This is a genomic window from Halorussus limi (assembly GCF_023238205.1).
GTDB lineage: Archaea > Halobacteriota > Halobacteria > Halobacteriales > Haladaptataceae > Halorussus > Halorussus limi.
The window spans coordinates 1,295,820-1,322,533 of the sequence record NZ_CP096659.1 but is presented as its reverse complement, the minus strand read 5'-3'; the positions used below and the strand labels follow the sequence as shown (position 1 = coordinate 1,322,533).

The 26,714-nt window shown below is 64.4% G+C and carries 20 protein-coding genes, 2 tRNA genes and 3 rRNA genes; 11 read left to right on the top strand and 14 right to left on the bottom strand.

The window, feature by feature from the left end; all coding sequences use genetic code 11:
* Nucleotides 1-2: 2 nt before the first annotated feature.
* From M0R89_RS06765 to lipA, 3 genes are all read right to left on the bottom strand, one after another.
* A complete protein-coding gene (locus M0R89_RS06765) occupies nucleotides 3-1,004 on the bottom strand; it encodes an alpha-ketoacid dehydrogenase subunit beta (RefSeq protein WP_256478522.1) in 1,002 nt (333 codons plus the stop codon).
* A 3-nt stretch (nucleotides 1,005-1,007) separates the two neighbouring features.
* Nucleotides 1,008-2,129, bottom strand: a complete 1,122-nt coding sequence (gene pdhA / locus M0R89_RS06760) for a pyruvate dehydrogenase (acetyl-transferring) E1 component subunit alpha (RefSeq protein ID WP_438267676.1) — start codon at nucleotides 2,127-2,129, stop codon at nucleotides 1,008-1,010.
* Between the two features lie 260 nt (nucleotides 2,130-2,389).
* Nucleotides 2,390-3,337 carry a lipoyl synthase gene (gene lipA, locus M0R89_RS06755; protein WP_248651791.1) on the bottom strand — a complete coding sequence of 316 codons (948 nt, stop codon included), beginning with the start codon at nucleotides 3,335-3,337 and terminating at the stop codon, nucleotides 2,390-2,392.
* A gap of 333 nt (nucleotides 3,338-3,670) precedes the next feature.
* On the opposite strand from lipA, the gene M0R89_RS06750 reads away from it, so the two are divergent.
* Nucleotides 3,671-4,012 carry a DUF378 domain-containing protein gene (locus tag M0R89_RS06750; protein WP_248651790.1) on the top strand — a complete coding sequence of 114 codons (342 nt, stop codon included), beginning with the start codon at nucleotides 3,671-3,673 and terminating at the stop codon, nucleotides 4,010-4,012.
* Nucleotides 4,013-4,103: 91 nt separating this feature from the next.
* On the opposite strand, the gene M0R89_RS06745 is transcribed toward M0R89_RS06750, so the two are convergent.
* Nucleotides 4,104-4,739 carry a ribulose-1-phosphate aldolase gene (locus M0R89_RS06745; protein ID WP_248651789.1) on the bottom strand — a complete coding sequence of 212 codons (636 nt, stop codon included), beginning with the start codon at nucleotides 4,737-4,739 and terminating at the stop codon, nucleotides 4,104-4,106.
* Between the two features lie 160 nt (nucleotides 4,740-4,899).
* Between M0R89_RS06745 and M0R89_RS06740 the strand changes: the two genes are divergently transcribed.
* Nucleotides 4,900-6,297 (top strand): MATE family efflux transporter, encoded by a 1,398-nt coding sequence (locus tag M0R89_RS06740; RefSeq protein WP_248651788.1) that lies wholly within the window; start codon nucleotides 4,900-4,902, stop codon nucleotides 6,295-6,297.
* Nucleotides 6,298-6,351: 54 nt separating this feature from the next.
* Here M0R89_RS06740 and M0R89_RS06735 read toward each other — a convergent pair whose 3' ends face one another.
* The 3 genes from M0R89_RS06735 to M0R89_RS06725 all read right to left on the bottom strand — a co-directional run bounded on the left by M0R89_RS06735 (nucleotide 6,352) and on the right by M0R89_RS06725 (nucleotide 10,675).
* Nucleotides 6,352-8,712: a DEAD/DEAH box helicase gene (locus M0R89_RS06735; RefSeq protein WP_248651787.1), complete on the bottom strand. Its 2,361-nt coding sequence runs from the start codon at nucleotides 8,710-8,712 to the stop codon at nucleotides 6,352-6,354.
* 62 nt (nucleotides 8,713-8,774) lie between these two features.
* Nucleotides 8,775-9,977 carry an iron-containing alcohol dehydrogenase family protein gene (locus tag M0R89_RS06730; RefSeq protein ID WP_248651786.1) on the bottom strand — a complete coding sequence of 401 codons (1,203 nt, stop codon included), beginning with the start codon at nucleotides 9,975-9,977 and terminating at the stop codon, nucleotides 8,775-8,777.
* 47 nt (nucleotides 9,978-10,024) lie between these two features.
* The gene (locus M0R89_RS06725) at nucleotides 10,025-10,675 is read right to left on the bottom strand and encodes an HAD family hydrolase (RefSeq protein WP_248651785.1); all 651 of its coding nucleotides are present in this window, start codon (nucleotides 10,673-10,675) and stop codon (nucleotides 10,025-10,027) included.
* Nucleotides 10,676-10,808: 133 nt separating this feature from the next.
* On the opposite strand from M0R89_RS06725, the gene M0R89_RS06720 reads away from it, so the two are divergent.
* From M0R89_RS06720 to M0R89_RS06705, 4 genes are all read left to right on the top strand, one after another.
* Nucleotides 10,809-11,633: a topoisomerase DNA-binding C4 zinc finger domain-containing protein gene (locus M0R89_RS06720; protein WP_248651784.1), complete on the top strand. Its 825-nt coding sequence runs from the start codon at nucleotides 10,809-10,811 to the stop codon at nucleotides 11,631-11,633.
* Between the two features lie 23 nt (nucleotides 11,634-11,656).
* The gene (gene endA / locus M0R89_RS06715; RefSeq protein ID WP_248651783.1) at nucleotides 11,657-12,730 is read left to right on the top strand and encodes a tRNA-intron lyase; all 1,074 of its coding nucleotides are present in this window, start codon (nucleotides 11,657-11,659) and stop codon (nucleotides 12,728-12,730) included.
* A gap of 13 nt (nucleotides 12,731-12,743) precedes the next feature.
* Nucleotides 12,744-14,381 carry a tryptophan--tRNA ligase gene (locus tag M0R89_RS06710; protein ID WP_248651782.1) on the top strand — a complete coding sequence of 546 codons (1,638 nt, stop codon included), beginning with the start codon at nucleotides 12,744-12,746 and terminating at the stop codon, nucleotides 14,379-14,381.
* Nucleotides 14,382-14,494: 113 nt separating this feature from the next.
* Nucleotides 14,495-14,695, top strand: a complete 201-nt coding sequence (locus tag M0R89_RS06705) for a DUF8123 family protein (protein WP_248651781.1) — start codon at nucleotides 14,495-14,497, stop codon at nucleotides 14,693-14,695.
* 76 nt (nucleotides 14,696-14,771) lie between these two features.
* On the opposite strand, the gene M0R89_RS06700 is transcribed toward M0R89_RS06705, so the two are convergent.
* The gene (locus tag M0R89_RS06700; RefSeq protein ID WP_248651780.1) at nucleotides 14,772-15,602 is read right to left on the bottom strand and encodes a DUF8231 family protein; all 831 of its coding nucleotides are present in this window, start codon (nucleotides 15,600-15,602) and stop codon (nucleotides 14,772-14,774) included.
* A gap of 257 nt (nucleotides 15,603-15,859) precedes the next feature.
* Between M0R89_RS06700 and M0R89_RS06695 the strand changes: the two genes are divergently transcribed.
* From M0R89_RS06695 to M0R89_RS06685, 3 genes are read left to right on the top strand one after another with little or no spacing between them, the layout of a single operon-like run.
* Nucleotides 15,860-16,873, top strand: a complete 1,014-nt coding sequence (locus M0R89_RS06695) for an ABC transporter ATP-binding protein (protein WP_248651779.1) — start codon at nucleotides 15,860-15,862, stop codon at nucleotides 16,871-16,873.
* A complete protein-coding gene (locus tag M0R89_RS06690) occupies nucleotides 16,870-17,727 on the top strand; it encodes an ABC transporter permease (protein WP_248651778.1) in 858 nt (285 codons plus the stop codon). Before M0R89_RS06695 ends, M0R89_RS06690 begins: the two co-directional genes overlap by 4 nt.
* A 42-nt stretch (nucleotides 17,728-17,769) precedes the next feature.
* The gene (locus M0R89_RS06685) at nucleotides 17,770-18,480 is read left to right on the top strand and encodes a 5-formyltetrahydrofolate cyclo-ligase (protein WP_248651777.1); all 711 of its coding nucleotides are present in this window, start codon (nucleotides 17,770-17,772) and stop codon (nucleotides 18,478-18,480) included.
* Between the two features lie 188 nt (nucleotides 18,481-18,668).
* Here M0R89_RS06685 and M0R89_RS06680 read toward each other — a convergent pair.
* From M0R89_RS06680 to M0R89_RS06655, 6 genes are all read right to left on the bottom strand, one after another.
* Nucleotides 18,669-18,744, bottom strand: a tRNA-Cys gene (locus M0R89_RS06680).
* A gap of 118 nt (nucleotides 18,745-18,862) precedes the next feature.
* Nucleotides 18,863-18,984: ribosomal RNA gene (gene rrf, locus M0R89_RS06675) — 5S ribosomal RNA — on the bottom strand.
* Between the two features lie 139 nt (nucleotides 18,985-19,123).
* A 23S ribosomal RNA gene (locus M0R89_RS06670) occupies nucleotides 19,124-22,044 on the bottom strand.
* Between the two features lie 228 nt (nucleotides 22,045-22,272).
* A tRNA-Ala gene (locus M0R89_RS06665) sits at nucleotides 22,273-22,344 on the bottom strand.
* Between the two features lie 158 nt (nucleotides 22,345-22,502).
* A 16S ribosomal RNA gene (locus M0R89_RS06660) occupies nucleotides 22,503-23,974 on the bottom strand.
* The 16S, 23S and 5S rRNA genes sit together here with 2 tRNA genes alongside, the layout of an rRNA operon.
* Nucleotides 23,975-24,858: 884 nt before the next feature.
* Nucleotides 24,859-25,167: a non-histone chromosomal MC1 family protein gene (locus tag M0R89_RS06655; RefSeq protein WP_248651776.1), complete on the bottom strand. Its 309-nt coding sequence runs from the start codon at nucleotides 25,165-25,167 to the stop codon at nucleotides 24,859-24,861.
* Between the two features lie 240 nt (nucleotides 25,168-25,407).
* Between M0R89_RS06655 and M0R89_RS06650 the strand changes: the two genes are divergently transcribed.
* Both M0R89_RS06650 and M0R89_RS06645 read left to right on the top strand, forming a co-directional pair.
* Nucleotides 25,408-25,605, top strand: coding sequence for a hypothetical protein (locus M0R89_RS06650; RefSeq protein ID WP_115798291.1), 198 nt, complete (start codon nucleotides 25,408-25,410; stop codon nucleotides 25,603-25,605).
* 45 nt (nucleotides 25,606-25,650) lie between these two features.
* On the top strand, nucleotides 25,651-26,706 hold the full coding sequence (locus M0R89_RS06645) for a quinone-dependent dihydroorotate dehydrogenase (RefSeq protein ID WP_248651775.1): 1,056 nt from the start codon (nucleotides 25,651-25,653) through the stop codon (nucleotides 26,704-26,706).
* Nucleotides 26,707-26,714 lie beyond the last annotated feature (8 nt).

Genomic DNA, 26,714 nt, shown 5'->3' with positions numbered 1-26,714 from the left:
ATTCAGAAGTTCACGGCGTCCCGGATGCCTTCCTTGATGCGGGCGGGTTCGGGGAGGTAGTAGTCTTCGAGCGCGTACAGCGGGAACGGCGTGTCGAACCCGGTGATGCGCTCGACCGGTGCCTCCTGATACAGTAGTGCCTCCTCTTGGATGATGGAGGAGATTTCCGCGCCGAGACCGCCGGTCTTCGGCGCTTCGTGGACGACCGCCGCCCGGCCCGTCTTCTTGAACGACTCCACGATGGTCTCCTCGTCGAGCGGCGAGACGGTTCGGAGGTCCACGACCTCCACGTCGATTTCGCCCTCCAACTGCTGGGCGGCCTCGACGGTCGGTCGGGTCATCGCGCCCCACGTGAACACCGAGATGTCCGACCCTTCCTCGCGGACGGCGGCCTCGCCGATGGGCACCTCGTAGGACTCGGTCGGCACGTCGCCGCGGAACGCCCGGTAGATGAGCTTCGGTTCGAGGAACATCACCGGGTCGGGGTCGCGGATGGCCGACGTGAGCAGGCCCTTGGTGTCGTAGGGCGTGCTGGGGATGACGACCTTGAGTCCGGGCTGGTGGGCGAAGAACGCCTCCGTGGACTCGGAGTGGTGTTCCGGCGCGCGGATGCCGCCGCCGTAGGGCGCGCGGATGACCATCGGACAGGTGAACCGGCCGCGGCTACGGGTTCGCAGTCGCGCGGCGTGGCTCACTATCTGGTCGAAACCGGGGTAGATGAACCCCATGAACTGGATTTCGGGGACGGGCTTCAGTCCGTAGGCCGCCATGCCGATGGCGGTGCCGATGATGCCGGACTCGGCCAGCGGCGTGTCGATGACGCGGTCCCCGCCGAACTCGTCGTAGAGGCCCTCGGTCGCGCGGAACACGCCGCCGTTCTTGCCGACGTCTTCGCCCATGACGAGCACGTCGTCGTCCTGCTGCATCTCGGTGTACAGTCCGTCTCGAACCGCCTGCACCAGCGTGAGGTTCTCGGTCTCTTGCTGTTGTGCTTGTTGACTCATTTGTTAGTCCTCCAGAAGTGCGTCGTCGCCGTACTGTTCCCGAATCTCCTCGAACCCGGCGTACTGTTCGCGGAGGTGCTTGGGCATGTCGGCGTAGACGTGCGCGAATATCTCCTCGGGGTCGGGGCGCTCGACGGACTCGGCGGCGTCGATGGCGTCCGCGACCTCGTCTTTGACCTCCTGTTCGATGGCTTCGACCTTCTCGTCGTCGAGAACGCCGCGGTCCCGGAGGAACGCCTCCAGTCGCGGAATCGGGTCCTTCCGTTTCCACTCCTCGACCTCCTCGTCCTCGCGGTAGACCGAGGGGTCGTCGGCCGTCGTGTGGGCGCCGTAGCGGTACTGGACCGCCTCGATGAGCGTGGGCCGGAGGTCGTCCTCGTCGGGGTTCTTGGCCTTCTCGACGGCGTCCTTCGTCACCTTGTAGACCGCGAGCGGGTCCATCCCGTCGACCTGCACGCCCTCGAAGCCGTAGGCCTGTGCCTTCTGGGCGATGGTCGCGGAGGCGGTCTGGCGCTCGCGCGGGACCGAGATGGCCCACTGGTTGTTGTTACAGAAGAAGACGGTGGGCGTGTCGAAGACGCCCGCGAAGTTGAGACCCTCGTGGAAGTCGCCCTCGCTGGTCGCGCCGTCGCCGAAGTAACAGACGAAGGCCTTCTCCTCGCCCTTCAGCTTCGAGGCCCACGACGCGCCGGTCGCGTGGGGAATCTGGGTCGCGATGGGCACCGCGACGGTGAAGATGTTGGTGTCGTCGGGGATGGCGTTGCCCTGCTCGTGGCCCATCCAGTACAGCAGGGTCTGCTCCAGCGACAGGCCGCGGACCAGCGCCGAACCGTGCTCCCGATAGCTCGGGAACAGCCAGTCGTCGTCGGCCAGCGCGTGGGCGCTCCCGATTTGGGCACCCTCCTGGCCCGAGAGCGGCGGATAGGTTCCCATCCGCCCCTGCCGGTTGAGCGAGACCGCTCGCTCGTCGAAGTGGCGGGTCAGCTTCATCTCGCGGTACATATCCACCATCTCCTCGTCGGAGATGTCGGGCACGTCCGCGCCTTCTACCACGTTACCGTCCTCGTCGAGGACCTGAACGCGGTCCTGCGGGTCTTGGTGTACGATGCTCACGGTCGAACCCATCCTGACATATCGAAAGGGTCACCCGCTGGCGTAATAGGGTTTTCGTAACTAACTTTCCGGAGGTACGATTCTCACGGGAGTTCCTCGCGCGAACAGTCATTTTCGGCCGGAGAATTCGGCAATTTCTAAAATTTCGTTCAGAAAAATAGACGTTCGTCTGACGTAGAGTGGCTCACAGGGGGCTCCGGTGAACGAACGGCAATTATTGCGGCAAAATAAACGGAACTGCACCGGTGCGTCCGTTCGGGGTGACGGTCCGGTCAGTCAGAGGCGGCGACGCTCTCTCTCGCTTCCCGACGGGCCTGTTCGACGGTCTTGCCGTCGCGGACGACCGCGTCCACGAACAGTTCGCCCGCTTTGTACGACGACCGGACCATCGGACCGCTGGCGCAGTAGAGGAAGTCGAGTTCCTCCTCGGCGACCCGGCGCCACGTGTCGAACTTCGCCGGGTGGACGTAGGTCTCCACGTCGAGGTGAGTGCGCGAGGGTTGGAGGTACTGGCCGAGGGTCACGACGTCCACGTCGGCCTCTCGGAGGTCCGAGAGAGTCTGGTAGACCTCGTGGTCGTACTCGCCGACGCCGAGCATGATGGAGGTCTTGGTGTAGATGTCGGACTCGCGCTCGACCTGTTCGAGGACCGCGAGGCTCTGTTCGTACCCGGCGCGGGGGTCGCGGACGGGTTGCTGGAGGCGCTCTACCGTCTCGACGTTGTGGGCGATGACGTCCGGTTCGGCGTCGATAATCTTCCGAATCAGGTCCTCCTCACCCCGGAAGTCGGGGATGAGGACTTCCACGAGAATCGAGGGGTCGCGCTCCTTTATCTCCCGAATCGTCTGCGCGAAGTGGGCCGCGCCCTGCCCCTCTAAGTCGTCGCGGTCCACCGACGTGAGGACGACGTAGTCGAGTCCGATTTCGGCGACGGCGCTCGCCACGTTCGCGGGTTCGTCGGGGTCGAGCGGTTGACCGCCGCCGGTGTCCACGTCGCAGAACCCGCAGTTCCGGGTGCACTGGTCGCCCATCAGCATGAACGTCGCGGTTCCCCCGGACTCGGAGTTATTGCCACTCCAGCACTCGCCGAGGTTCGGGCAGTTGGCCTCCTCGCAGACGGTGTGGAGGTCGTGGTCTCGGAGCGTCTGCTTGATGCCCGTGAACTCACGGCCGGACGGCGGTTGCATCTTGAGCCAATCGGGTTTCCGGCGGCGACTCATTGCTCGGGTGTTGGATTCGGGTAGTGAAAAGGGTAGGGTATTCCCGTTTGAGGTGGGCGTTTAGTCGCTTTTGGCGTCGAGAGATGAATTTCTACGACGGCGTCTGTGTCAGTAGATGTAGCGAAAGTCTCCCGGAAGTCTAACAGCTCACCGCGTCGACGAGTACCGACTCCCTCGATAGTTGGATCTCCGATACGACGGCGGAGGGTACGGGACTGATTCTCGCCCTCGCGGACCTCTGACGTACCGACGCCGAACCGAAACCCGAGTACGACGGCCTTCCGCACTTCTAAGGCCACAATAACAAAACGTCTCAAACGCCTACGCTGGTTTATGAAGACAAATGCTTTCGACTGGCTCGCCATCCTGCTCGTCGCCATCGGCGCAGTGACGTGGGGCATCCTCGGCGTCACCGGACTGACCGGCGAACCGCTGAACGTCGTCAACATGGCGCTGGAGCCCATCTTCCAACCGGGACCGGCAGAGACGGTCGAGTACCTTATCTACGTTCTCGTCGGCGTCGCGGGCGTCTACCTGCTCTACACCGCCTACAAGATGGGCCGGGCGAGTCGGCGGGCTACCCGCGAGCGCCGACGCCGGGACGCGACGACCCGGACCGAGACGACGGCCGACTACACCGACACCGACACGGACAACACGAACACGGAATCCTGATTCTTCGCGGTGACTGTCGACTCCGTTTTCCGAGTTTCCGGGTCGTTGACGGGGGTCGAGAAACGGAACGTCGGGGAAGAAAACCGGCGGTCTACTCCACGTCCTGTCCGTAGCCTTCGAACTTCTCGGCGACGGCGGCCATCTCCTCGTGGCCCAGTTCCACCGGGTCGCCGAACGCCTTCGCCTGACAGTAGATTCTAGCTGTGTACTCGACGTTGACCGCCGTTTCGAGCGCCGAGTCGGCGTCGTCACCGGTCGCGAGCAGGCCGTGGTTGGCCAGCAGGCAGGCCTCGGCGTCGGCGTCCTCCATCGCCGCGACCGCGTTCTCGGCGAGTTCGGCCGTGCCGTAGGTGGCGTAGTCCGCGACCGGGACCGTGGTTCCGGCGAGCGCGAGCATGTAGTGAACCGGGGGAATCGGTTCGTGGAGAATCGCCAGCGTCGAGGCCCACGGCGAGTGGGTGTGGACGATAGCGCCCGCGTCGAACTCCCGGTAGACCGCGCTGTGCATCGGCGTCTCGCTCGACGGTGCGGTGTCGCCCGCGACCTGCTCGCCGTCGAGCGAAACCACCGGCACGTCGGCGGCGGCGATGCGGTCGTAGGCGACGCCGGTCGGCGTGACGGCGAACCGGTCGTCTCGCCGGACGCTCAGGTTGCCGGTCCGGCCGGGCGTGAGAGCTGCGAGGTCGGGCGCGCGGGTGGCGACCGCGCGGCGTTCCGCTCCGAGCATGTTTCGTTGGTAACGTAGAGAAGTGGCTATATATTCTCACGGGATGGAGTTCAGCGAAGCAAATCAAGAGTTGATATGGCAGGCCGAATCGGAATCTCCCACACATCGGAAAACTTATCAGTAGGAGCGATATTTTATTACTGTCAACTAAGGCAAAACGATGGTGAACGTATCGCGGGAAGAAATCACGGATGGCGCTCTCGTCCGCTCTCTGCTCCTCTTAGCGGCTCCGTTGGTCGCACAGAATCTCGTGCAAGTAGCCCAACAGGTAATCGACACGTTCTGGGTCGGCCGCCTCGGAGAGAACGCCGTCGCGGCCGTCGGCGTGAACTTTCCGGTCATCGCGTTCATCTACAGCGCGACCGTCGTCGTGAACACCGGGACCCAGGTCGTCGTCTCCCAGCGCGTCGGCGGCGACGACGCCGCGGGCGGCCGCCGGACGGCGTTCCACGGCGCGACGCTCGCGCTCTTCGGCGCAATCGCCTGCGCTATCCTCGTCTCCGTCGGCGCGGAGACTCTCGTCGAACTGCTCGTGGACGACGACGCCGTGGCCGCGCTCGCGACCACGTACCTCGTGACGTACATGTTCGGGTTCCCGTTCTCGATGACGAGCGACGCGCTCGAATTCTCGTTCATCGGATGGGGCGACTCGCGGGCCGCTCTCTACATCAACCTCACCGCAATCGGCGTCAACGTCGCTCTCGACCCCTTCCTCATCCTCGGGTGGGGACCGTTCGCCGAGATGGGCGTCCGGGGCGCGGCGTTGGCGACCGTAATCGGCTACGCCGCCGGCCTCCTGCTCGCGCTCGGGATGATTCTGCGCGGACGAGACGGACTCACCTTCACCGAGAACGCTGTCGGCTTCGACGTAGAGGAGTACCGCGAAGTCCTCGAAGTGGGCCTGCCGACCGGCGCACAGCGCGCGGTGAGCCAACTCGTCCGCGTCCTCATCATCGCCCTCGTCTCGGCGGTCGGCGGCGCGGCGGGTCTCGCGGCCTACACGGTCGGGGCGCGAATCGCCAGCGTGGCGTTCATCCCGGCGCAGGGCCTCTCGGGCGCGGCCCAGAGCGTCGTCGGTCAGAACCTCGGCGCGGACAACCCCGGCCGCGCGCGCCGGGCGACGTGGGTTAGCGCGGGTATCGCGGCGGTCGGGCTCACGCTCGCGGGCGTCGTCCAGTGGGTCGCACCCGAACTGCTGGTCAACTTCTTCGTCGCGGACATAAGCCAGCGGGCCTTGGGACTGTCCGTCGATTACCTCAAAATCCTCGTCCTCGGGTACTGGGCCATCGGCGCGACCTACGCCTTCAACGCCGGGTTCAACGGCGCGCGCCGGACCAAGGTCAGCATGGTCGTCGGGCTCCTGAAGTACTGGGCGGTCCGACTTCCCATCGCCGCGGTCGGCGCCTTCTGGTTCGACTTCGACGTCCACGCGGTGTTCTGGGCGGTCACTATCTCGAACGTCGCGGGCGCGGTCGGCGCGGGACTGTACTACTACTACACGACGAACAACGGGATGCTCGAACGCGCCGCCGAGAAAGCGACCGCGGCCGCCGACTGAGCGACCGTCGACGGCCGACGACCGGACCTCGCGAAAATCAGCCTCCCAACCGGCCTACTCCACGCGGACGGTCCGCGAATCGGTGACTGGGAGCAGGGGGAGTTCCGGGAACGAGACCTCCACGACGTACTCCATCTCGTCGTCGGTCCCGCCGAAGACGCCGACCGGGATGGTCTCCTCGCTCCCGAGGTAGGTCGTCGTCTCGGTCATCTCGACGCCGTTGACCGTCACGCGAATCCCGACTTGGGTCCCGTCGCCGGCGTTTCGGACCGTCACCTCGCGCATGTCGTTCTCGCCGCGGGGGACCGAGTCGGGGAACGACCCCCACTCGACCGCGACCTGCGGGAGGTTCCCGGCGCTTTCGAGGACCGCCTCGGCGACGCCCGCCGAGAGGCCCGCGTCCACGAGTCCGTCTTCGCCCGCCTCGCGCACGTCCGCCGGGGCGGCGATTCCCTCCTTCGCCAGTTTGCTCGCGCGGCCCGACCCGACGCCGTCGAGGGCGGTCAGGCCGACCGCGTCGGAGCTCACGCCGTGTTCGATGCGGGCCTCGACCCGGCGCGCGAGGTTGGCGGCGCGGGGTCGGTCGAAGCGTTCGAGGAACGCCCGGAGCGCCGCGAGCAGGCGGAGCGCGTTCTGGGTGATGACCCACGCGTCGCTCCGGAGTTCGCCGGGCGTCGTCCCCGTCATCGTGGAGCGCAGAATCGCCAGCACCTTGCGCGCGCCGGGTTCCAAGTCGCCCGCACTCTGGCCCACGAGGACCGAGTCCACGGCCTCGCGCTCGGACTGGCGGGCGCTCACGCTGTCGAACTCCGCGGCGTCCGCGACGGTCTGGAGGATGTCGTCGGTCCCGACGTCGTCGCGTTCGGAGAGGTCGCGGAACTCGCCCGCGGTGTCGAGTCGGAGGTAGAACTTCGAGGCGAGGCGGCCCAGCGGCGTGGCCGAGACGCCCAAGTCGTCGCCGATGTCCACGAAGCCCCGGCCGTCGAGTCGTTCGAGCGCGTCCCGGACTCGACTCCGGAGGTCGGCCTGCAGGTCGTCGAGTCCGTAGGCGTCGGGGTTCGATTTGGCGCGGACGTAGTAGAAGGTGGTTTCGAGCCAGTCGATGACGTCGCCGAGGTCCCGGATGGTCCCCATGGCGATTTCGGCGTTGAGGTGGGCGTCCAAGTCCTCGGCCAGTCGGGACTCGATTTCCTTGCCTTCCCGGAGGAGCCTCCGGTACTTGTCGGCCTCCGAGTGGTCGCAGACGACCCAGCCGTACCCCACGTCGTCGTACTCGGGTCGCCCCGCGCGGCCGAGCATCTGGAGGATGTCGAGCGGACTCATATCCACTTCGCCTTCGAGGGGGTCGTGGAGCTTCGTGTCCCGCAACACGACGCATCTGGCGGGCAGGTTGACGCCCCACGCCAGCGTCGAAGTCGAGAACAGGAGCTGAACCTTGCCCTGCTTGAACCACTCCTCGACGCGGTCCTTGTCCCCCTTCGAGAGCCCCGCGTGGTGGAACGCCACGCCGTCCAGCACCGACTTCCGGAGCGTGTCGTTCTGAAGCTCCTTGGCCTCGTTGTGGAAGTCGTAGTCGCCGCGCGCGCCCATCGGAATGTCGCGCTCGCCGATCTCGTCGCGGGCCTTCTTGGCGGCCTGCACGGTGTCTTGGCGCGAGGAGACGAACACGAGCGCCTGTCCGTCGTCGCGGATGTGGGGTTCCGCGAGGTCGAGAGCGCGGTAGAGTCGCCGGTACTTGTCCGCGAAGGAGTTGTCGCCGTGAGTGTAGGTCTTGACCCCGGAATTGAGGTCGACCGGCCGGTAGTCGTCGCCGAACTCGAAGGTGGTCTCGGGCGGGGCGTCGAGCCAATCGGCCACGTCGCCGACGTTGGGCATCGTCGCCGAGAGCGCGACGACGCGCGGGTCGGTGAGGCGCCGGAGTCGCGACACCGTGACTTCGAGGACGCTGCCGCGCTTCTCGGAGTCGAGCAGGTGGACCTCGTCGATGACGCAGCAGTCGACCTCGCGGATGAACGCGTAGCGCCGCGAGTCGTGCTTCCGAGTCGCCGAGTCGGTCTTCTCGGGAGTCATCACGAGGATGTCGGCGCGCTCGGCCCGCCGGGGGTTGAGGTCGCGCTCGCCCGTGACGACGTACACTGAGTAGCCCAGTTCTTCGAACCGCTCCCACTCGCTCTCCTTCTCGTTGGTCAGCGCGCGCATCGGCGCGATGAAGAGAGCGGTGCCTCCGGCCTCCAAGGTCCGACAGATGGCGAGTTCCGCCAGCGCGGTCTTGCCGCTGGCGGTCGGTGCGCTCGCCACCACGTTCTCGTCGGTTTCGAGGAGCGCGTCGACGACCTCCCGCTGCATGTCGTTGAACTCCTCGAACGGGAACACCTCGGCGAACTCCGGGTCGGGGACGGCCTCGGCGACTTCCATCGTACGACTCACAGGGGCCGGGTGGCAAAGGCGTTTCTCTATCGGAACGAACAGGCCGGGGGTCACCACGCCTCCCGAAGCACGCCCTCAATCTCCGCCACGCTCGCGTCCAGCCCCGACGGCGCGCGCTCCATCGGGTGGTCGTCGGCGATGAACTCCGCGATAGCCGGTAAATCCTCCTCGCGCGTCTCCGGGAGGTCCCGGAGGCGCGACGGCGCGCCGAGCGAATCCCGCAGCGCCACGACCGCATCGACGACCGCCTCGGCCACTTCGTCGTCAGAGCGACCGGACGAGTCGATACTGAACCCCTCGGCCAGCAGGTCGCGGCCCGCGTCCACCGCCGAGAAGAGGTACCGGAGGATGTGAGGTACGACGGCCGCGTGGACCGCGCCCTGCTGAACGTCGTACCGGCGGGCGAATCCGTGGCCGAACGCGTGGACGACCGAGACCTTGCGGTCGAGTTGGACGAGCAGCGAACCGACCACCGCCCGGTCCATCGCCGCGGCGTCGGTGGCGCCATCGTCGCCCGCAACTTCCGGGAGCGCGTCGCTCAGCAGGCGGAGGCCGTGAACCGCGGTCGCGTCGCTGACGGGGTTGGCGTCGCGGGCGTAGGGCGTCTCGATGCCCTTGTCGACGCCGTTCATCGCCGACCCGGCCAGCGCGCCCGCCGGCGTGGTTTCGAACAGGTCGGGGTCGGCGAAGTCCGCAATCGGCATCGCGGACCCGGAGACGATAATCGGCTGGTCTGTCGGCGACTCTGCCGCCGAGAGGACTTCGAGCGACCCGCCCGCGGACACGTCCGCGCCGGCGAGCGTCGTGGGAACGACGACCACCGGCGGTCGGTCGGTGTCCGCGTCGGGCGGACCGACCGCCCCGTCTCGGGCCTCCTCGCGGAGGTCCGCAAGCGACCGCCCGTCAGACGCGAAGACGCTGGCCTGTCGGGCCACGTCGAGGCTACTGCCGCCGCCGACGCCGACGAGAACGTCCGCGTCGGCCTCGCGCATCGCGTCGATGGTCTCGAACGCCGCCTCGGCCTGCTTCTCGGGCGTCGTGCCGTCGAAGACGCCCGCGAGACGGTCGCCGAGGCCGCCTCTCACGGGGTCCATCAGGTCGTCGTTGGCCGCGACGTTCGACCCGCAGACGACCAGCGCGCGGTCGAGGCCGCAGTCGGCGAGATAGTCGCCCAGTCGGTCCACGCACCCGCGACCGTACAGCAGGTCGCACCCGCGGTACTCGTGTTCGAACGCGTCGGCTATCGGGAGCATTCCCCGGAGATTGGACCGCGTCCGAAATGAAGGTAGAGGCCGAACCGCTACGCGTCGGCCAGCAGTATCTCGCGGAGTTCCGCGGGCGACTCAGCGACCGCGTCGGCCTCCGAGAGGTCCAACTCCTCGTCGGACTGGTTGCGGTATCCCACGGCTTTCATCCCGGCCGCCTTCGCCGATTTCACCCCGTTCGTGGAGTCCTCGACAGCGATGCACTCGGCCGGTTCGACCCCGACCTGCTCGGCGGCGTACTCGTACACGTCGGGTTCGGGCTTGCTCTTGCCGTCGATTTCCTCGGCGCTGATTATCTGGTCGAACTCCTCGCGGAGATCGAACCGGTCGAGCATCCGGTCTATCCAGTCGTGGGGCGACGACGAGACCAGCGCGACGGTCCGGCCGTCCTCCCGGAGGGCCGCGAGCAGGTCGGCGAAACCCTCCTGCAACTCGACTTTCTCGCCGTAGATGTCGCGGGCCGCGTCCTCGTAGCGGGCGACGAACTCGTCTTTGCTCTCGGTCATCTCGTTGCGTTCCTCGAGGTAGTCGTATATCTCCCGGAAGTTCATCCCGGTCGTCTCGCTGGTGTCGGGCGACCCGTCGACCGCCGCGGGGAGTATCTCCTCCTCCTCTCGCTCGACCCAGTAGCGCTCGGAGTTAACGATGACGCCGTCCATGTCGAACAGCACAGCCTTCGATTGCACGGGCGAACCGACGGGCCGAGCGGAAATAGTAGCTCCGGCGTGCGGGAACAGTAGTCGCCCCATCTTTCACAGCGAACACGTTCGGCGGCGGTCGCGCGAGGGTTTAAGTCCGGGAAGGGGACGAACCCTCCCCGTGACCGAACCCGTTCGCGTCTACGCCGGAGACTGTACGACGACGTACCGCGCCGAGACCCAGCGCAGCGAGATGCCGCGGGCCTCGAAACCGAGCGACGAAGCCGTATCGAGCGACCCGCGCCGCCAGCGCGGCCGGGTCGTCGTGGTTCACAAGCCCGACGGCACCGTCCTCGTCCACGACGCCGAGGGGTACCAGCCAGTCGCGTGGCTGACCCGGGCGGACGCGGTCCACCGCGAGACCGACGGCGAGGGCGGGTTCGCCCTCGTCGCGGTCAAAGACGACTCGCGCCTCCGGGTCGAGAGCCACGGGGGCGCCGACCGCGAGCGCCACGGCGCGACCCCCGCGGGGCCCGAGACCGGCACCTGTCCCGACTGCGACGGTACCCTCGTCCGCGCTCGCGGGGCAGTCACCTGCCTCGACTGCTCGGCCGAGTACGGCCTGCCCAGAGACGCCACGACGCTCGACTCGACCTGCGAGTGTGGCCTGCCTCGAATGACGGTCGAGCGCGGCGCGCGTTTCGAACTCTGCGTGGACCGCGAGTGCGAGCAACTCGACGAGGCGGTCCGCGAGCGGTTCGACCGGGAGTGGTCGTGTCCCGAGTGCGGCGGCGATTTGCGAGTTCTGCGCGAGCGCACCCTCTTCCTCGGGTGCGGGAACTACCCAGAGTGCGAGGCGACGTTCGCGCTCCCCGAACGGAAGGTGGTCGGGTCCTGCGAGTGCGGACTGCCGCGGGTTCGGGGCGACGACTCGGACGACTCGGCGCGCGCGGACGACTCGCGCTGTCTCGACCCCGACTGCACCGAGACACCGGAAACCGTTTGACGCCGCGAACCGGAACCACGAGCATGGACGGACGCCTGCGAGACGACGAGGTGGTAGTCGGGGGTGACGCCCGCCAGCGCTACTACGACTCCAGCGGGTACGGCCGCCCCTTGGAGGAGAACCGGGTCGCGCTCTCGCGCGTCGAAGCGGCCTATCTGCTGTTCAAAGGCGACATGGACAGCGTCGTGCGAGACACCCCGGGGAGTCGGCCGGAGGCCGACGAGACGCGCATGGGCTTCCGGGAGTTTCTCGCCGACGCGGGCGACGAGATAGCGACGCGGTTTCTGGTCTACGCCGACCTGCGCGACCGGGGATTCTACCTCTCGCCCGCCCGCGAGGGGTGGGTAGACGCCCCGCGGTCGAACGCCGACTTCGTGGTCTACCCCCGCGGCAAGGGACCGTGGGACGACGCGGTCCTCTACCGCGTCCGAGTCGTCGGCGAGCGTGCGGACGTGCCCGCCGACGAGTTGGGCGACGTGGTACTGGCGGTCGTGGACGAGGAGAGCGAAATCACCTACCTCGAAACCGACCGGGCCGACCTCCGGGGGAGTTCGGCGACCGACCTCCCCGCGGGCGTGCCCGCCGACCTGCTGGACGACCGCGTGCTGGTCTGGGACCCGCCCGAGGTGCTTCACCACCGCGGATTCTACGGCCAACCGCTGGACGACCGCGACGGGGACCGCGACAGCGCCCTCCAGTTGTCGCTGGTCGAGGCGGCGTACCTCGCCGACGACGGCGTCCTCTCGCTCGGCGGCGGCGCCGAAACAGTCCGCGAGCGGGGCCGGGCGGTCGAGGGCGAGCGGTTCGACCGCCGACTCCGAGTCTACCGGGCGCTCCGCGAGCGCGGGGTCGTCCCCAAGACCGGGTTCAAGTTCGGATCCGACTTCCGGACCTACGCAGACGTGGAGTCGGTCGAGGAGTTGGGCCACTCGGAGTGTCTCGTTCGAGTGCTTCCGGCCGACCGGGTCTTCTCGCCGCGGGACCTCGCGCTCGACGTGCGACTCGCTCACGGGGTCCGAAAGCGGATGATTTTTGCGCTCGTAGGCCCGAACGAACGGATAACCGATTGGATCTCCGTGGGTCGACTGACACCATGACGGAACTGACACCATGACACGAGACACAGACAGCGGTCGCGGAGACGAGCGAGACAGCACAGCGCCGGAAACACTGCCCGACGACGCGTCCGACTCGACCGGTTCGGAGGCCCGGCAGGCGCTGCCCGACGGCGGGACCGCCGCGAGCGGCGAGGACGAGACGACGCTCGACCCGTGGGGGTCGGCGACGGTCGCCGACTACCGGAAACTGTTCGAGGAATTCGGCATCGAGGAGTTCGACGAGGTGCTTCCCGAGGTGCCCGACCCCCACTACCTGATGCGCCGCGGGGTCATCTTCGGCCACCGCGACTACCGCCGGGTCGCCGACGCGATGGTGAACGACGAACCGTTCGCCGCGCTCTCGGGGTTCATGCCGACCGGCGACCCCCACATCGGACACAAACTCGTGTTCGACGAGATCATCTGGCACCAACAGCAGGGCGGCGACGCCTACGCGCTCATCGCGGACCTCGAAGCCCACAGCGCCCGCGGGATGACGTGGGACGAGATAGACGAGCACGCTCGGGACTACCTCCTGAGCCTGCTGGCGCTCGGGTTCGACCCCGAAGAGGGCGAACTGTACCGCCAGTCGGGCGACCGGGACGTGCAGGACTTGGCCTTCGAGTTGGGTTCGGAGGCCAACTTCTCGGAACTGGAGAACATCTACGGCTTCTCGGGCGAGACCAGCGTCTCGCACATGCAGAGCGTCGTGACCCAGATGGCCGACATCCTCTATCCCCAACTCGACGAACCCAAGCCGACGGTCATCCCGGTGGGTCCCGACCAAGACCCCCACGTCCGCCTCGCGCGTGACCTCGCGGCCCGGATGGGCTACTTCGGGGTGACGAAGGCGTACGCGAGTTTCGAGGCCGACCCCGAGGAGCGCGAACTGCTGGCGGCGGCCTACGCCGCGCTCTCGGAGGAGACCGACGAGGACGAAGTCGTCCGCTGTGAGGACGCGGCCGACTGGATAGTCGACGAGGTGGCCCCCGACGACGCTCGCGACAGCGTGACCGCGAAACTCCGGGAGGCGGGCAAGGAACCGCTCCGACCGCGCGTCCGCTTCCTCGACCGGAACGCGACCGAGGAGGCCTTCGGCGCGCTCATCGACGCCGTGGAGGGCGAGAAACGCGTCTTCGACGAACACGTCGACGCCTTCGACCTCTCGCGGGCGGACGCCGAGGAGTTGGCCCGCGAGGTCGAACTCGACCACGGCGGCTACGGGTTCGTCGCACCCTCCTCGCTCTACCACCGGTTCATGACCGGACTGACCGGCGGGAAGATGTCCTCGTCGGTTCCGGCGAGTCACATCAGTCTGCTGGACGACCCCGAGGACGGCTACGACAAGGTGAAGGCTGCGACCACGGGCGGCCGTGAAACCGCCGAAAAGCAGCGCGAACTCGGCGGCCGGGCCGACGAATGTCCGGTGTACGAACTCTACGCCTACCTGCTCGCGGGCGACGACGACGAGTTCGCCAAGGAGGTGTACGACGAGTGCGTCGGCGGCGAGCGCCTCTGTGGCGACTGCAAGGAGCAGGCCGCCCGACTGATGCGGGAGTTCCTCGCGGAGCACCAAGAGAAGCGCGAGGAGGTAGAGGACCTGCTGGAGCAGGCCGACATCGAACTCGACAGTCCGCGCAAGCGCGAGTGAATCTCTGTCCTCGCCGACAAAACTGTTCGACGTTTCTGTTCCCCCGACCGCGTCGTGGTCCGCGTCCGATTGTTTCAGCAACTGTTAACCCGGCGCGCCCGGACAGACGAAACATGGCTACAGCGAACGCGGACAAACTCGAACCGCTCGGAATCGGTTTCGGCGTCCTGCTCGTCCTCGTCGGTCTCGCGACCATCGTCGGCACGCCGTGGGCCCACAAGTCCGGCGGTGCGCTCCTGATGGTCGGACAGGCGTTCGGCGCGGTGGCCGCTATCGCAATCGGCGCGGGACTGGCGTGGCTGGCGCGGGAGTAATCGCAGCGGTTCCGCGACATCCGACGCTCGGCGCTATTTTACGGAGTGTACGCACGACGAAAAGGTGGACCGAGAGCTACTTGTTCGGCAGGAAGGCCAGTCCGAACAGCAGGACGACCGTCAGCGAACTGAGGATGGTGACTCCCCAGAGACCCGCCATGCGCTCGTTGAAGTGGTCGATTTCGCTGACCTGAGACTGGTACTCGCCGGGGTTCGGCGAGAGTTGGACGACCGTCGTCTGCTCGCCGTCGACCGTCTCGTTCGTGAAGTGAGCGACGAACTGCTGGCCGCCGTCTGCGGGGCCGAGCGTGACGTTACCGCCCTCTTCGAGCGAGGTCGACTCGGTTCTCGGAGCGGTCCACGTCAGGGTCGCCTGGTCCGCGGTGATGTTGGAGACGGTAGTCCGGTTGCCCCCGAGTTGGAAGGTCTGGCCCTCCGAGTACTGGCGGGTGTCGGGTTGGCCGAACTGCTGGCGCTTGTACTGGTCGACGGGCACCAGCGACCGGTTACCGCCGCTCTCGTTGACGACGACGTACTCCGTGCCGCCCTGCGTGACCGTGGAGGTGTTCTCGCTCAGGTTGAACTGCTCGCGGAGGGTGAACTGACCGGGGTCCGTCTGGTTGGGGATGAGAACCCGGTAGGTGGTGTTGTCCACTTGCGTGGTCGTGTTGTTCGCCCACGTCGCGGTGTAGCGCGCCGACTCGTTGACCCGTTCCAGCGTTCCCTCGCCGTCGCCGACCGATGCCACCGTGTACTGGTATCCGTCGACGGTCAGCGTGTCGTTCTCGGCGTACGTCTCCCCTTGCAGTTCGATGCCCGGCTCCTTGGCAACGCCGATGAGCGAGTAGGACCCAGCGGCGATTACGAGGAAGAGGACGGCGTACACCGTCGCGGCTCGTCGTTGCATGTTCGAAGCGTTTCGACGCGCGCCGTTTAATGATTGCTTTTCTTGGTTTCGATAGCGCGGTCTTGCGATAACTATCGTGAAAGTTTGGGTCTTAGCGCGGTCAAGTTCGGCCTCGGCTGAGTCGACTGTTCGTGCCTTGGCCCGGACGTTGCCTTCGACTGTCGAGGGCAGTTGCGGTTTCCGACTCCCACGTATATCCTCCTCGCGTTCGTAGCAGACGACGAGTGGTGCGGCGACACGCCGCGCCGAGGGAAATCATGGACACGGACACAACCGATTCGAGGAACGCGATAGCCGCGAGCGACGTCTCGCTGACGTACAGCGACGGGACCGAGGCCGTGACTGACGTGGACCTCACGGTTCCCGAGGGCGAGTTCTTCGGGTTCCTCGGGCCGAACGGCGCGGGCAAGACGACGACTATCAAGATGCTGGCGACGCTACTGAAGCCGACCGGCGGTGAGATTCGGGTCAACGGGTTCGACGTGCGCGAGCAGGCCCAGTCGGTACGGGAGTCCATCGGCTATATGGCCCAAGAGACCAGTATCGACCCGGAACTCACCGCCCGCGAGAACGTCCGGTTCGCGTGCGAGGCCTACGGCGTCCCCCGGAGCGAACGAGGCGAGCGCATCGAGGAACTGCTCGAACTCGCCGACCTCGCCGACGTGGCCGACAAGCGCGCCGACGACTTCTCGGGCGGGATGAAAAAGCGCCTCGACGCGGCGACAGCACTGGTTCACCAGCCACCGCTGGTCTTTCTGGACGAACCGACCACCGGACTGGACCCGAAAGCGCGGAATCGGCTCTGGGAGTACTTCCGGCGCATCAACGAGCGGGGGACGACCATCTTCCTCACGACCCAGTATCTCGAAGAGGCCGACCAGCTCTGTGAGCGCATCGCGGTCATCCTCGACGGGGAAATCGTCGCCACCGGGTCGCCCGCCGAACTCAAACGGCGGGTCGGCGGCGAACTGCTCGACATCGAAATCGACGGCGGTGAGACGGCCCGCGAGCGCGCGGCCGAGGTGGCCAGCGAGTCGGGCGTCTTCGAGGAGGCTAGCGTCGAAGTCACCGACGCGGGACTGACCGTCACGGCGCGCAACGCCCGGACGAACGGCACCGACCTGCTGGTGGCGCTCCGCGACGAAGGCCTGACCGTGACCGGATTCAACGTGCGCGCGCCGACGCTCGACGACGTGTTCCTCGCCATCACGGGCGAGGAGTTGGAGGAACCGGCCGACGAGGCCGCGGCGGACGCCGGGGCGGTGCGATGAGTACCGAGACCGACGAAGCGACCGCCGGTCCGACCATCGCGCCGGGCGAGACCGGCGGCGGCGAACGCGGGTTCCGAACCGACGTGTGGGTCAACTTCAAGCGGTGGAACCTGAAAGCGGTGCGCAACCCCTTCGTGCTGACCGCGTCGCTCGTCCAACCGATAGTCTTCCTCGTCCTCTTCACGCAGGTCTTCGGACAGGTCGCCAGCGGTGCAATCAGTCGCGGCGGGCCGGCCGTCACGTACGAGAGTTTCCTGCTGCCCGCCATCGTGATTCAGGTGTCGCTGGTCGCCGCGGCGACGTCCGGCATCGGACTGGTCAACGACATCGAAGAGGGGATGTTCGAGAAGGTGTTGGTGAGTCCGATGAACCGGGCCGCGGTGTTCCTCGGGAAGACGCTCGCCGAGATGCTCCGCATCACGGTCCAGATACTCATCATCCTCGGGTTGGGCGTCCTGCTCGGCGCGAACATCGAAACCGGCGTCGCGGGCGCGCTGGCCATCGTCGTCATCGGCATCGTGTTCGCCGGGTGGTTCACCGCGTTCTCGAACGTCGTCGCGCTGGTGACCCGCGACCAAGAGTCGACCATCATCGGCGCGAACATCCTCCAGTTCCCCCTGCTGTTCGTCTCCTCGGCGTTCCTCCCGGTCGAACTCCTCCCCGAGTGGATTCAGCTAATCAGCGACTTCAACCCCGTGACCTACGGCGTGGACGCGGCCCGAACGCTGGTCATCGACGGATGGATCTGGGAGACGATTCTTCCGAACGTCGGCGTGCTAGTCGGACTCGACCTCGTTCTCGGCGCGTTCGCGGTGTACATGCTCAACCGGGCGTCGAGTTCGGAAGTGGAGTAGGAAGGAGCCACCTTTTCGTCCTCGGCCGCTCGTACTCTGGCCATGTCCAAACAAGACCTCCGCGAGCGAATCTGGGACCACCTCGAAGAAGCGGGCGTCGCCCGGTTCCCCTTCCCGCCCCACGACCGGATTCCGAACTTCGCAGGAGCGGACGACGCCGCCGACCGACTCGCGGAAACCGAGGCGTGGCGGGACGCCGACGCCGTCAAGGCCAACCCCGACGCGCCGCAGCTACCAGTCCGGCGGCGCGCGCTCCGCGAGGGCAAGACCGTCTACATGGCGGTGCCTCGACTCCGGGACGAGAAGCCGTTCTACGAACTCGACCCCGCGGAGATTCCGTCCGCGGAGTACGACAGCGCGCCCACCATCTCGCACGTCGAGTCCTACGCGCGGCAGGTCGCGCCCGAGGACGTGGCGACCATCGACCTCGTGGTATCGGGGAGCGTCGCGGTCACTGCGTCCGGCGCGCGAGTCGGGAAGGGAGAGGGATACAGCGACCTCGAGTACGCCGTCCTCCGCGAGTTGAGACTCGTCGACGGAGGGACGCCCGTCGCGACTACCGTCCACGACTCGCAAGTCGTGACCGACGAGGTGGCGGTCGAGGCCCACGACGTGCCGATGGACCTCCTGGTGACGCCGACGGAGACCATTCGGACCGACACCGAGTACGAAACGCCTTCGGGCGTGTTCTGGGACGAACTGTCCGAGGAACGCATCGCCGAGATTCCGGTGTTGGAAGGACGGCGACCGTAGTTCACCGGTGGATGGCGAGCCGACAGTTCGCACAGTAGCGTACGGCGCGGAGCGCCGTTTCGCCGTGAGCGAAGGAGCGAAGCGACTGAGCGAACGGGGATTTCGGTACAGATTTTCACGAGGAACGGTGTCCGCAGGCCGAACTGAGGTTGTGGGTGCGAGGACACTCGACGAAGTAAAACGGTGCAAGCCAAGGGCCGGATTTGAACCGGCGGTAGGCGGCTCTGCAGGCCGCTGCGTTCGGCCGGACTCTGCCACCTTGGCGCTGTCTTCTGCTATTCGCTGGTCGCGCTTAAATATAGCGGTCCCCGGCGGCGCTCGCCGAGGTTCGAAATGAAGCGACCCCGTTCGGCGCGGTGCCGAACGGGGTCGGAGTATGAGTGGGAGGCGGCGAATCGGATTTCCCAGAGGCTCGCGCACTCCAGTACTCGCCGAAACGCAGGCGGGCTTAACTTCCGTGTTCGGGATGGGTACGGGTGTCGCCCCGCCGCTGTGGCCGCCTTAACGCCGACTCGCGGAATCGAACCGCGATACTGGTCCACCGTCGGTGATTCGATGGTCGTTGTGACCGTATGTAGTGTGTGCAATCCAGTTTGCGCCTGGACCCGATGAGTGTGTGTCAATCGGGCGCAGTGCGGTGATGAGTGTGTGGCTCGACCTGTTAGTACTCGCGGACTGAACGCCTCGTTGCCTCGGCGCGTACATCCCGAGCCTATCGAACTCGTCTTCTACGAGTGGTCTCGGATGGTATCTCTTTTCCAGGTGGGTTTCGAGCTTAGATGCGTTCAGCTCTTACCCCGTGATGCGTGGCTGCCCGGCACGCGCTCTCTCGAACGACCGGTACACCAGTGGCATCCAATCGTAGTTCCTCTCGTACTATACGATTGTTCCTGTCAGATACCGTAACACCCCCAATAGATAGCAGCCGACCTGTCTCACGACGGTCTAAACCCAGCTCACGACCTCCTTTAATAGGCGAACAACCTCACCCTTGCCCGCTTCTGCACGGGCAGGATGGAGGGAACCGACATCGAGGTAGCAAGCCACTCGGTCGATATGTGCTCTTGCGAGTGACGACTCTGTTATCCCTAAGGTAGCTTTTCTGTCATCTATCGCCCGCATCAAGCAGGCTGATAGGTTCGCTAGACCACGCTTTCGCGTCAGCGTCCCTCGTTGTGGAGGACACTGTCAGACTTCCTTTTGCTCTTGCGCTCTGTTCCGCGTTTCTGACGCGGATGAGGAAATCTTGGGGCACGCTCGATATCTTTTCGAGCGTGTACCGCCCCAGTCAAACTGCCCGGCTACCGGTGTCTTCCTCCCGGAGTGAGGGTCACAGTCACTGACGGGTAGTATTTCAATGCTGACTCGGTGGCCCGCTAGCGCGGGTACCTGTGTAACGTCTCCTACCTATGCTGCACATCAGCGACCGTGTCCCAGCGACAGCCTGCAGTAAAGCTCTATAGGGTCTTCGCTTCCCCTTGGGGGTCTCCAGACTCCGCACTGGAACGTACAGTTCACCGGGCCCAACGTTGGGACAGTGACGCTCTCGTTGATCCATTCATGCAAGCCGCTACTGAAGCGGCAAGGTACTACGCTACCTTAAGAGGGTCATAGTTACCCCCGCCGTTAACAGGTCCTTCGCCCCGTTGTACCGGGTGTTCAGATACCTGCACTGGGCAGGATTCAGTGACCGTACGAGTCCTTGCGGATTTGCGGTCACCTATGTTGTTACTAGACAGTCGGAGCGTCCGAGTCACTGCGACCTGCTCCTATCCGGAGCAGGCATCCCTTATCGCGAACTTACGGGACTAACTTGCCGAATTCCCTAACGTCGGTTGCTCCCGACAGGCCTTGGCTTTCGCCGCCAGAGTACCTGTGTCGGATCTCGGTACGGACATCATGCTTCCTTTTCACGGGCCCTAGGTAACATCGACTTGCGCTATCTTCAGCTTCGTTCGCTTCGTGCCGTTACGGCTTCCACGAAGTTCCTGAATTCGACCGGGCGAAAGCCCGGCTCGATGGTTCCCAAGGCGTCGGTTTCACTGCATGATGGCACGGGAATATTAACCCGTTTCCCTGTTGTCTCATTCGAATTGCGGTGAGACTTAGGACCGGCTAACCCTCGGCTGTTCAGCATTGCCGAGGAACCCTTACTCGTAAGGCCGTCGGGGTTCTAACCCGACTAACGCTGCTACTATGACCAAGATTTTCGTCCCTATTCGGTCCACGCGAGCTCTCGCCCGAGCTTCCATCCGAACAGAGTGCCAACCTACTCAGTTGCGGTGTGATCCGCATGGCCAGGTCTCGGTGGTAGACTTGAGCCCCGATCATTTTGGGCGCCTCAAACCTCGGCCGGTAAGCTGTTACGCTTTTCTTAGAGGGTAGCTGCTTCTAAGCTCACCTCCCGGCTGTTTAGGGCTTGAGACCACCTTCAGATTGCACTTAGTCTACACTTTGGGACCTTAACCCGGCTCTGGGTTGTTCCCCTCCTGGTGCACAGGCTTACCCCGCACACCGGATTCCCTGCGTCGACGGCGTTCGTAGGTTTGGAGTTTGACAAGGGGGCCGACTTCTCTCGAAGTCGGCGCCCCTAATCGGTTGCTCTACCCCACGAACTACCTCGGCAGAGGTCATGCTTCGACATGTTTCGGTTGGAACCAGCTGTTGCCAGATTCGATGGGCCTTTCACCCCTACACGTAGGTCACGGGAGGGTATTGTAGGACACCATCCCTAGCAGGCCTCCACGTGCCTTTCGGCACGCTTCACCTTGCCCACGCGTAGATCATCTGGTTTCGGGTCGTGTCCGGTTGACTCCCCGCCCTTGAAGACGGCGGCCCTGGCCCGTGAGGGCTGCGGCCATGTTGGTTTCCCTATGCCTGCCCGGATGAACCGGTTAGGCTTGCCAATCAGACACACTCCTTGGTTCGTTTTTCAAAACGTACGACAGAACACCGGCTCCCTGCAAGTCCTACTGCGAGTTTGCACTCGTGTCGTTTGTTGCAGGGCCTTTTGAGCTCTGTCGCTCTATCGCCAACTGATTTCAGGCTCTATTGCACCTCCCTTTGTGGGGTGCTTTTCAGTGTTCGCTCACGCTACTTGTTCGCTATCGGTCTCGAGTCGTGTTTAGTCTTCGCGGTCGATGCCCGCGATATTCACAAGGAATTTCCAATCCCTGTTACTCTGGAGCTGACGCACACCGTACTGGAACAGAATACGGGGCTTTCACCCTGTATCGCGCTCCGTTCCAGAAGACTTCTTCTGTTCGGTCGGGTGCTGGGTGTCAGTCCGGAACACCACATTGCCCGTGAGGGCTTCGGTTTGGACTGTGTCGGTTTCACTCGCGGTTACTCACGACATCTCTTGCGATTTCTTTTCCTGTCGATACTAAGATGTTTCAATTCTCGACGTTCCCCATTGCGCAAGGCAATTGTTGTAGGGATTCCCATTCGGAGATCCTAGGTTCTTCGCCTCCGTGCGGCTTCCCTAGGCTTATCGCAGCTTGGCACGTCCGTCGTCGGCGCTCGAGCCGAGCCATCCACCAGCTGGCACAGTAGCCACGCTGTTGGTATACATCGCACTGTGACCCGGATTGACTGCTACGCATCGGATCCAGTGGACGCCTGGATTGCACGTACATACGGTCGTCATTGCCACGTCCTACAGGTGGTGTAGGAGCGTGCATCGAACCCTTCCTACACGCGCTTTCACGGTGTAGTGCATCGGTTAGTTCGGACTCGAACGTTGCTCCGTCTCCCACTTAAGGGACACGGTTCACGTTCCAGCCCGAGACATGGACCCACTGGGATTTGAACCCAGGGCATCCTCCTTGCAAAGGAGGCACTCTACCACTGAGCTATGGGCCCACCTCCCCGGACGGGGAGGGGCGAATGTTAACCCTGGCAGTTCGAAGGTGCCCGACCACCGAAGCGGTCGAGGTCGTCGAGGAACCCTCGCGTGTGTTCGTCGTATGGTGGTGACGAACGGGTGTGTGAGCCAGGTCGTCGACCTGGTCTCGTGCGTTAGGAGGTGATCCAGCCGCAGATTCCCCTACGGCTACCTTGTTACGACTTAAGCCCCCTTGCGAAGCCCAGATTCGACCCGGGAACCGGGCCTCATCCGGACCTCACTCGGGTGCTTTGACGGGCGGTGTGTGCAAGGAGCAGGGACGTATTCACCGCGCTCTTCTGAAGCGCGATTACTACCGAATCCAGCTTCATGAGGGCGAGTTTCAGCCCTCAATCCGAACTACGACCAGGTTTAAGAGATTACCGTCCTCTTTCGGGGTTGGAACCCGTTGTCCTGGCCATTGTAGCCCGCGTGTAGCCCAGCTCATTCGGGGCATGCTGACCTACCGTTGCCCGTTCCTTCCTCCACGTTAGCCGTGGCGGTCTCCCTAATGTACCCAACTACCTCGAGGGTATTGCTGGCAATTAGAGATGCGGGTCTCGCTCGTTGCCTGACTTAACAGGATGCCTCACGGTACGAGCTGACGGCGGCCATGCACCTCCTCTCTGCAGCGTCAGGTAAGCTCATCACACTGACCTTCATTACTGCAGTCGGAGCTGGTGAGATGTCCGGCGTTGAGTCCAATTAAACCGCAGGCTCCTCCGGTTGTAGTGCTCCCCCGCCAATTCCTTTAAGTTTCATCCTTGCGGACGTACTTCCCAGGCGGCTCGCTTCTCGGCTTCCCTACGGCACAGCGCTGGCTCGTAGCCAACGCCACACCTAGCGAGCATCGTTTACAGCTAGGACTACCCGGGTATCTAATCCGGTTCGTGACCCTAGCTTTCGTCCCTCACCGTCGGGTCCGTCTTCCTGAGGCGCTTTCGCCACCGGTGGTCCGTCCAGGATTACAGGATTTCACTCCTACCCCGGACGTACCCCTCAGGTCTTCCGGCCCCAAGCCAGCTGGTTTCCGCCGGACGCCCACTCGTTGAGCGAGTGGATTTCCCGACGGACCTGTCTGGCTGGCTACGGACGCTTTAGGCCCAATAATAGCGGCCATCACTCGGGCTGCCGGTATTACCGCGGCGGCTGGCACCGGTCTTGCCCAGCCCTTATTCCTGAACCACCTTACGGTTCAGAAAAGCGAGGACTATATGCCCTCGCACTCGGAGTCCCCTTATCGCACTGTCGTGCAGTGTAAAGTTTTCGCGCCTGCTGCGCCCCGTAGGGCCCGGAATCTTGCCTCAGATTCCGTCTCCGGGCTCTTGCTCTCACAACCCGTACCGATTATCGGCACGGTGGGCCGTTACCCCACCGTCTACCTAATCGGCCGCAGCCACATCCTATGGCGCCGGAGCGTTTCCAGTTTCCCTCACTCCAGAGTGGAAACCTTATTCGAGATTAGCCTCAGTTTCCCGAGGTTATCTCGATCCATAGGACAGTTTGGCCACGTGTTACTGAGCTATCTGCCACGGGTCTAAACCCGTGCGACTAGCATGGCTAAATCGGACTCCGATAGCAATGGCCTCCGGCAGGATCAACCGGAATGGTTGCCGAGCGCGTAATGGCTCGGTGGGTTTCTGGCGGAGACACATGTATCGTGTCTATCTTCTAGGTCCGTCAGTTCGACGACCCCAAACCATATCGTTGGTCGGGTGTCACCGAACTGCCAGGGCTAACATCAGATTCCATCGTGTACGGCGGACCGCAGGGGTGGAATCCTCATTTCCTTCGGACCTGAACGTTTGCGTCGATTGGGCTTAAACCCATCGAAGCGTGTTCGTGGTCCGAGATTGCGAGACGGGTTGAACGTCTCGCGAATCACGTCGCGTCTTTCTCTGCATTACGGTTCAATGCGCCCCTATCATTTAAGGGCACCGAACCGCGGTCGTCCTTCGGTGGGAAGACCCCCGAAGGCTCGTCACATCCAATCCGAGTACCCTGTTACACTTAAGGGCATCGGATCGAGCGTGGTGCGGTCGTCCTAAATCGCAGGACAGCGCGCCTACTCAATCCATGTCCCCCAGTACACTAAAGGGCTACGGATTGGGATTAATTTCGAGAAGCGGCGTAGGCACCTTAAAAAGGCGCCGATTTTCGCCGTTTCCCGGAGGCCCGAACCACCGGACCTCGTTCGCATTCAAACGAATGGCCGGGTTGCACTTAAGGCCGTCGAACCGAGAGCTCTTCGAGGTGCGATGACGTGCCACCCTCGTCGGGCGATTAGATACGACAGCGACTACTGGGAGCGCCAGCTCGTCGAGGTAACAGAGACGGTAAGAGCAGACCGGTCATCCTACGTGTCACTCACGTCGTCAGTCAGTAGTTAGCGCACGTGGCGTACGAACAATGGTTCTCAGCCCCTGCACGCGCATGAGGACGTGCAACTGCTCGAAAACTGAGAAAACAGGTGAAAGTTGTTCCCGACCGCGCTACTCATCGAGGTGCTTGATGCCCTGCTTCGAGACGTTGGCTTCGGTGATCTCGTTCGGCATCCAGTCGGGTTTGTCGTCGGGGGCCGACTCGTGCCACGCCCATCCTTCGTAGATGTGGACTTTGTCGGTGCCTTTCTCTCGAAGTCGTATCTCGGTGTGGTCGGCCGCGTCTTCGGACGACGCTGGTTCGAGACGGCGGGCCGCTTTCAACGCGGCCTGCCGTGGAGTGTTTCCTGAGAAAACACTACTCTCGTCACCGTCGGTTTCTCGAAGCGCGAAATTTCGTTTACCGTCTTCACGTACCATGGTTTTCTCCTCCATGACAACCCAGCACAGGACCCACTATAAATATATCGCCGATATGAGCCATTCTCGTCGTAAGCCTTATATATTATGTTTGCTCCGTCAGGCGTTTTTCCGGCCCGTCTGCGCGTATCGAATAGCGAGAGTGTAAGTCGAGTGAAACCGACGTGGGTGTGAGTGCAGGTCGGTCGGTAGAAAACACTTAAGTATAATCTGGGGCGAACGTACGCCTACGATACCGCGATGGTACGGAAAAAGAAGCTCAGCCCGAGTGGCGCGAAAGGCGAGGACGGCGAGTATCACAACGTCCACATCAACCTGCACGAGGACGAACTCGCCGTCGCTGGCATGGACATCGGCGACGAGGTGTTCGTGCGCGTCAGGGAAGACAAAATCATCATCCAGAAGGCCGACAAAGACGAGGTCGAACACGAATTCTGAGTTGGAACGAGGGGTTTTTGCCACCGGAGTCTGGGTAAAGGTACAATGAACGCCTACCAATTGGTGAAACCACTTCTCTTCGGTCTCCCTCCGGAGACGGCCCACAGTGCGGTCCACGCGGGGATGCGCGCCGCGCAGGGAACGTCGCTCGCCGACACGCTTCGAGCGCGATACCGCGTCGACGACGACCGACTCCGAGTCGAGGCGTTCGACCGGACGTTTCCGAACCCGGTCGGCGTCGCGGCCGGATTCGACAAAAACGCGGAGGTACCCTCTGCGCTGGCGAGTCTCGGCTTCGGGTCCGTCGAAGTCGGCGGCGTCACGGCCGACCCCCAATCGGGAAACGCCCGGCCGCGGATGTTCCGCCTGCGCGAGGACGAGGGCATCGTCAACCGAATGGGCCTGAACAACCGAGGCGCTGACGCGGTCGGCGAGCGTCTCTCCGGCGCGGACGTGGACGTTCCGGTCGGAGTCAACCTCGCGAAGACCGAACACGTCGCCGTCGACGACGCTCCCGAGGACTACCGCTACACCTACGAGCGCGTCGCCGAAGGCGGGGATTTCTTCGTCGTCAACGTCTCCTGTCCCAACTCGGAGGGGTTCCGCGACCTCCAGAACCGCGACTCGATGGAGGCTATCCTCACGACCCTGCTAGACGCTGGCGCGAGTCCGCTCCTCGTCAAACTCTCGCCCGACCTCCCGGACCCCGCCGTCGAGGACGCGCTGGACCTCGTGAACGAACTCGGTCTCGACGGCGTCATCGCGACGAACACCACGACCGACAGACCGGACACGCTCCGGAGCCACAACCGCGCCGAGGAGGGCGGCCTGTCGGGCAAGCCCATCGAGTCGCGGGCCACGGAGATGGTCCGGTTCGTCGCCGAACGCGTGGACGTGCCGGTCGTCGGCGTGGGCGGAGTGTTCACCGCCGAAGACGCCTACGAGAAGATTCGCGCGGGCGCGCACGTAGTGCAACTCTACACCGGCCTGGTCTACCGCGGCCCGTCCATCGCCCGCGACATCAACGAGGGCCTGCTCGACCTGCTGGACCGCGACGGCTTCGACTCGGTGGAAGAGGCGGTCGGCGCGGACTTAGACTGACGCGGTCG

Excerpts from the sequence above, each read along its gene's own strand:
- M0R89_RS06765 (WP_256478522.1), bottom strand. The coding sequence starts at position 1,004 with ATGAGTCAACAAGCACAACAGCAAGAGACCGAGAACCTCACGCTGGTG.
- M0R89_RS06740 (WP_248651788.1), top strand. The coding sequence starts at position 4,900 with ATGGTGAACGTATCGCGGGAAGAAATCACGGATGGCGCTCTCGTCCGC.
- endA (WP_248651783.1), top strand. The coding sequence starts at position 11,657 with ATGGACGGACGCCTGCGAGACGACGAGGTGGTAGTCGGGGGTGACGCC.
- M0R89_RS06690 (WP_248651778.1), top strand. The coding sequence starts at position 16,870 with ATGAGTACCGAGACCGACGAAGCGACCGCCGGTCCGACCATCGCGCCG.
- M0R89_RS06700 (WP_248651780.1), bottom strand. The coding sequence starts at position 15,602 with ATGCAACGACGAGCCGCGACGGTGTACGCCGTCCTCTTCCTCGTAATC.
- M0R89_RS06730 (WP_248651786.1), bottom strand. The coding sequence starts at position 9,977 with ATGCTCCCGATAGCCGACGCGTTCGAACACGAGTACCGCGGGTGCGAC.
- M0R89_RS06735 (WP_248651787.1), bottom strand. The coding sequence starts at position 8,712 with ATGGAAGTCGCCGAGGCCGTCCCCGACCCGGAGTTCGCCGAGGTGTTC.
- M0R89_RS06750 (WP_248651790.1), top strand. The coding sequence starts at position 3,671 with ATGAAGACAAATGCTTTCGACTGGCTCGCCATCCTGCTCGTCGCCATC.
- M0R89_RS06645 (WP_248651775.1), top strand. The coding sequence starts at position 25,651 with ATGAACGCCTACCAATTGGTGAAACCACTTCTCTTCGGTCTCCCTCCG.
- pdhA (WP_438267676.1), bottom strand. The coding sequence starts at position 2,129 with ATGGGTTCGACCGTGAGCATCGTACACCAAGACCCGCAGGACCGCGTT.
- M0R89_RS06655 (WP_248651776.1), bottom strand. The coding sequence starts at position 25,167 with ATGGTACGTGAAGACGGTAAACGAAATTTCGCGCTTCGAGAAACCGAC.
- lipA (WP_248651791.1), bottom strand. The coding sequence starts at position 3,337 with ATGAGTCGCCGCCGGAAACCCGATTGGCTCAAGATGCAACCGCCGTCC.
- M0R89_RS06710 (WP_248651782.1), top strand. The coding sequence starts at position 12,744 with ATGACACGAGACACAGACAGCGGTCGCGGAGACGAGCGAGACAGCACA.
- M0R89_RS06695 (WP_248651779.1), top strand. The coding sequence starts at position 15,860 with ATGGACACGGACACAACCGATTCGAGGAACGCGATAGCCGCGAGCGAC.
- M0R89_RS06650 (WP_115798291.1), top strand. The coding sequence starts at position 25,408 with ATGGTACGGAAAAAGAAGCTCAGCCCGAGTGGCGCGAAAGGCGAGGAC.
- M0R89_RS06705 (WP_248651781.1), top strand. The coding sequence starts at position 14,495 with ATGGCTACAGCGAACGCGGACAAACTCGAACCGCTCGGAATCGGTTTC.
- M0R89_RS06745 (WP_248651789.1), bottom strand. The coding sequence starts at position 4,739 with ATGCTCGGAGCGGAACGCCGCGCGGTCGCCACCCGCGCGCCCGACCTC.
- M0R89_RS06685 (WP_248651777.1), top strand. The coding sequence starts at position 17,770 with ATGTCCAAACAAGACCTCCGCGAGCGAATCTGGGACCACCTCGAAGAA.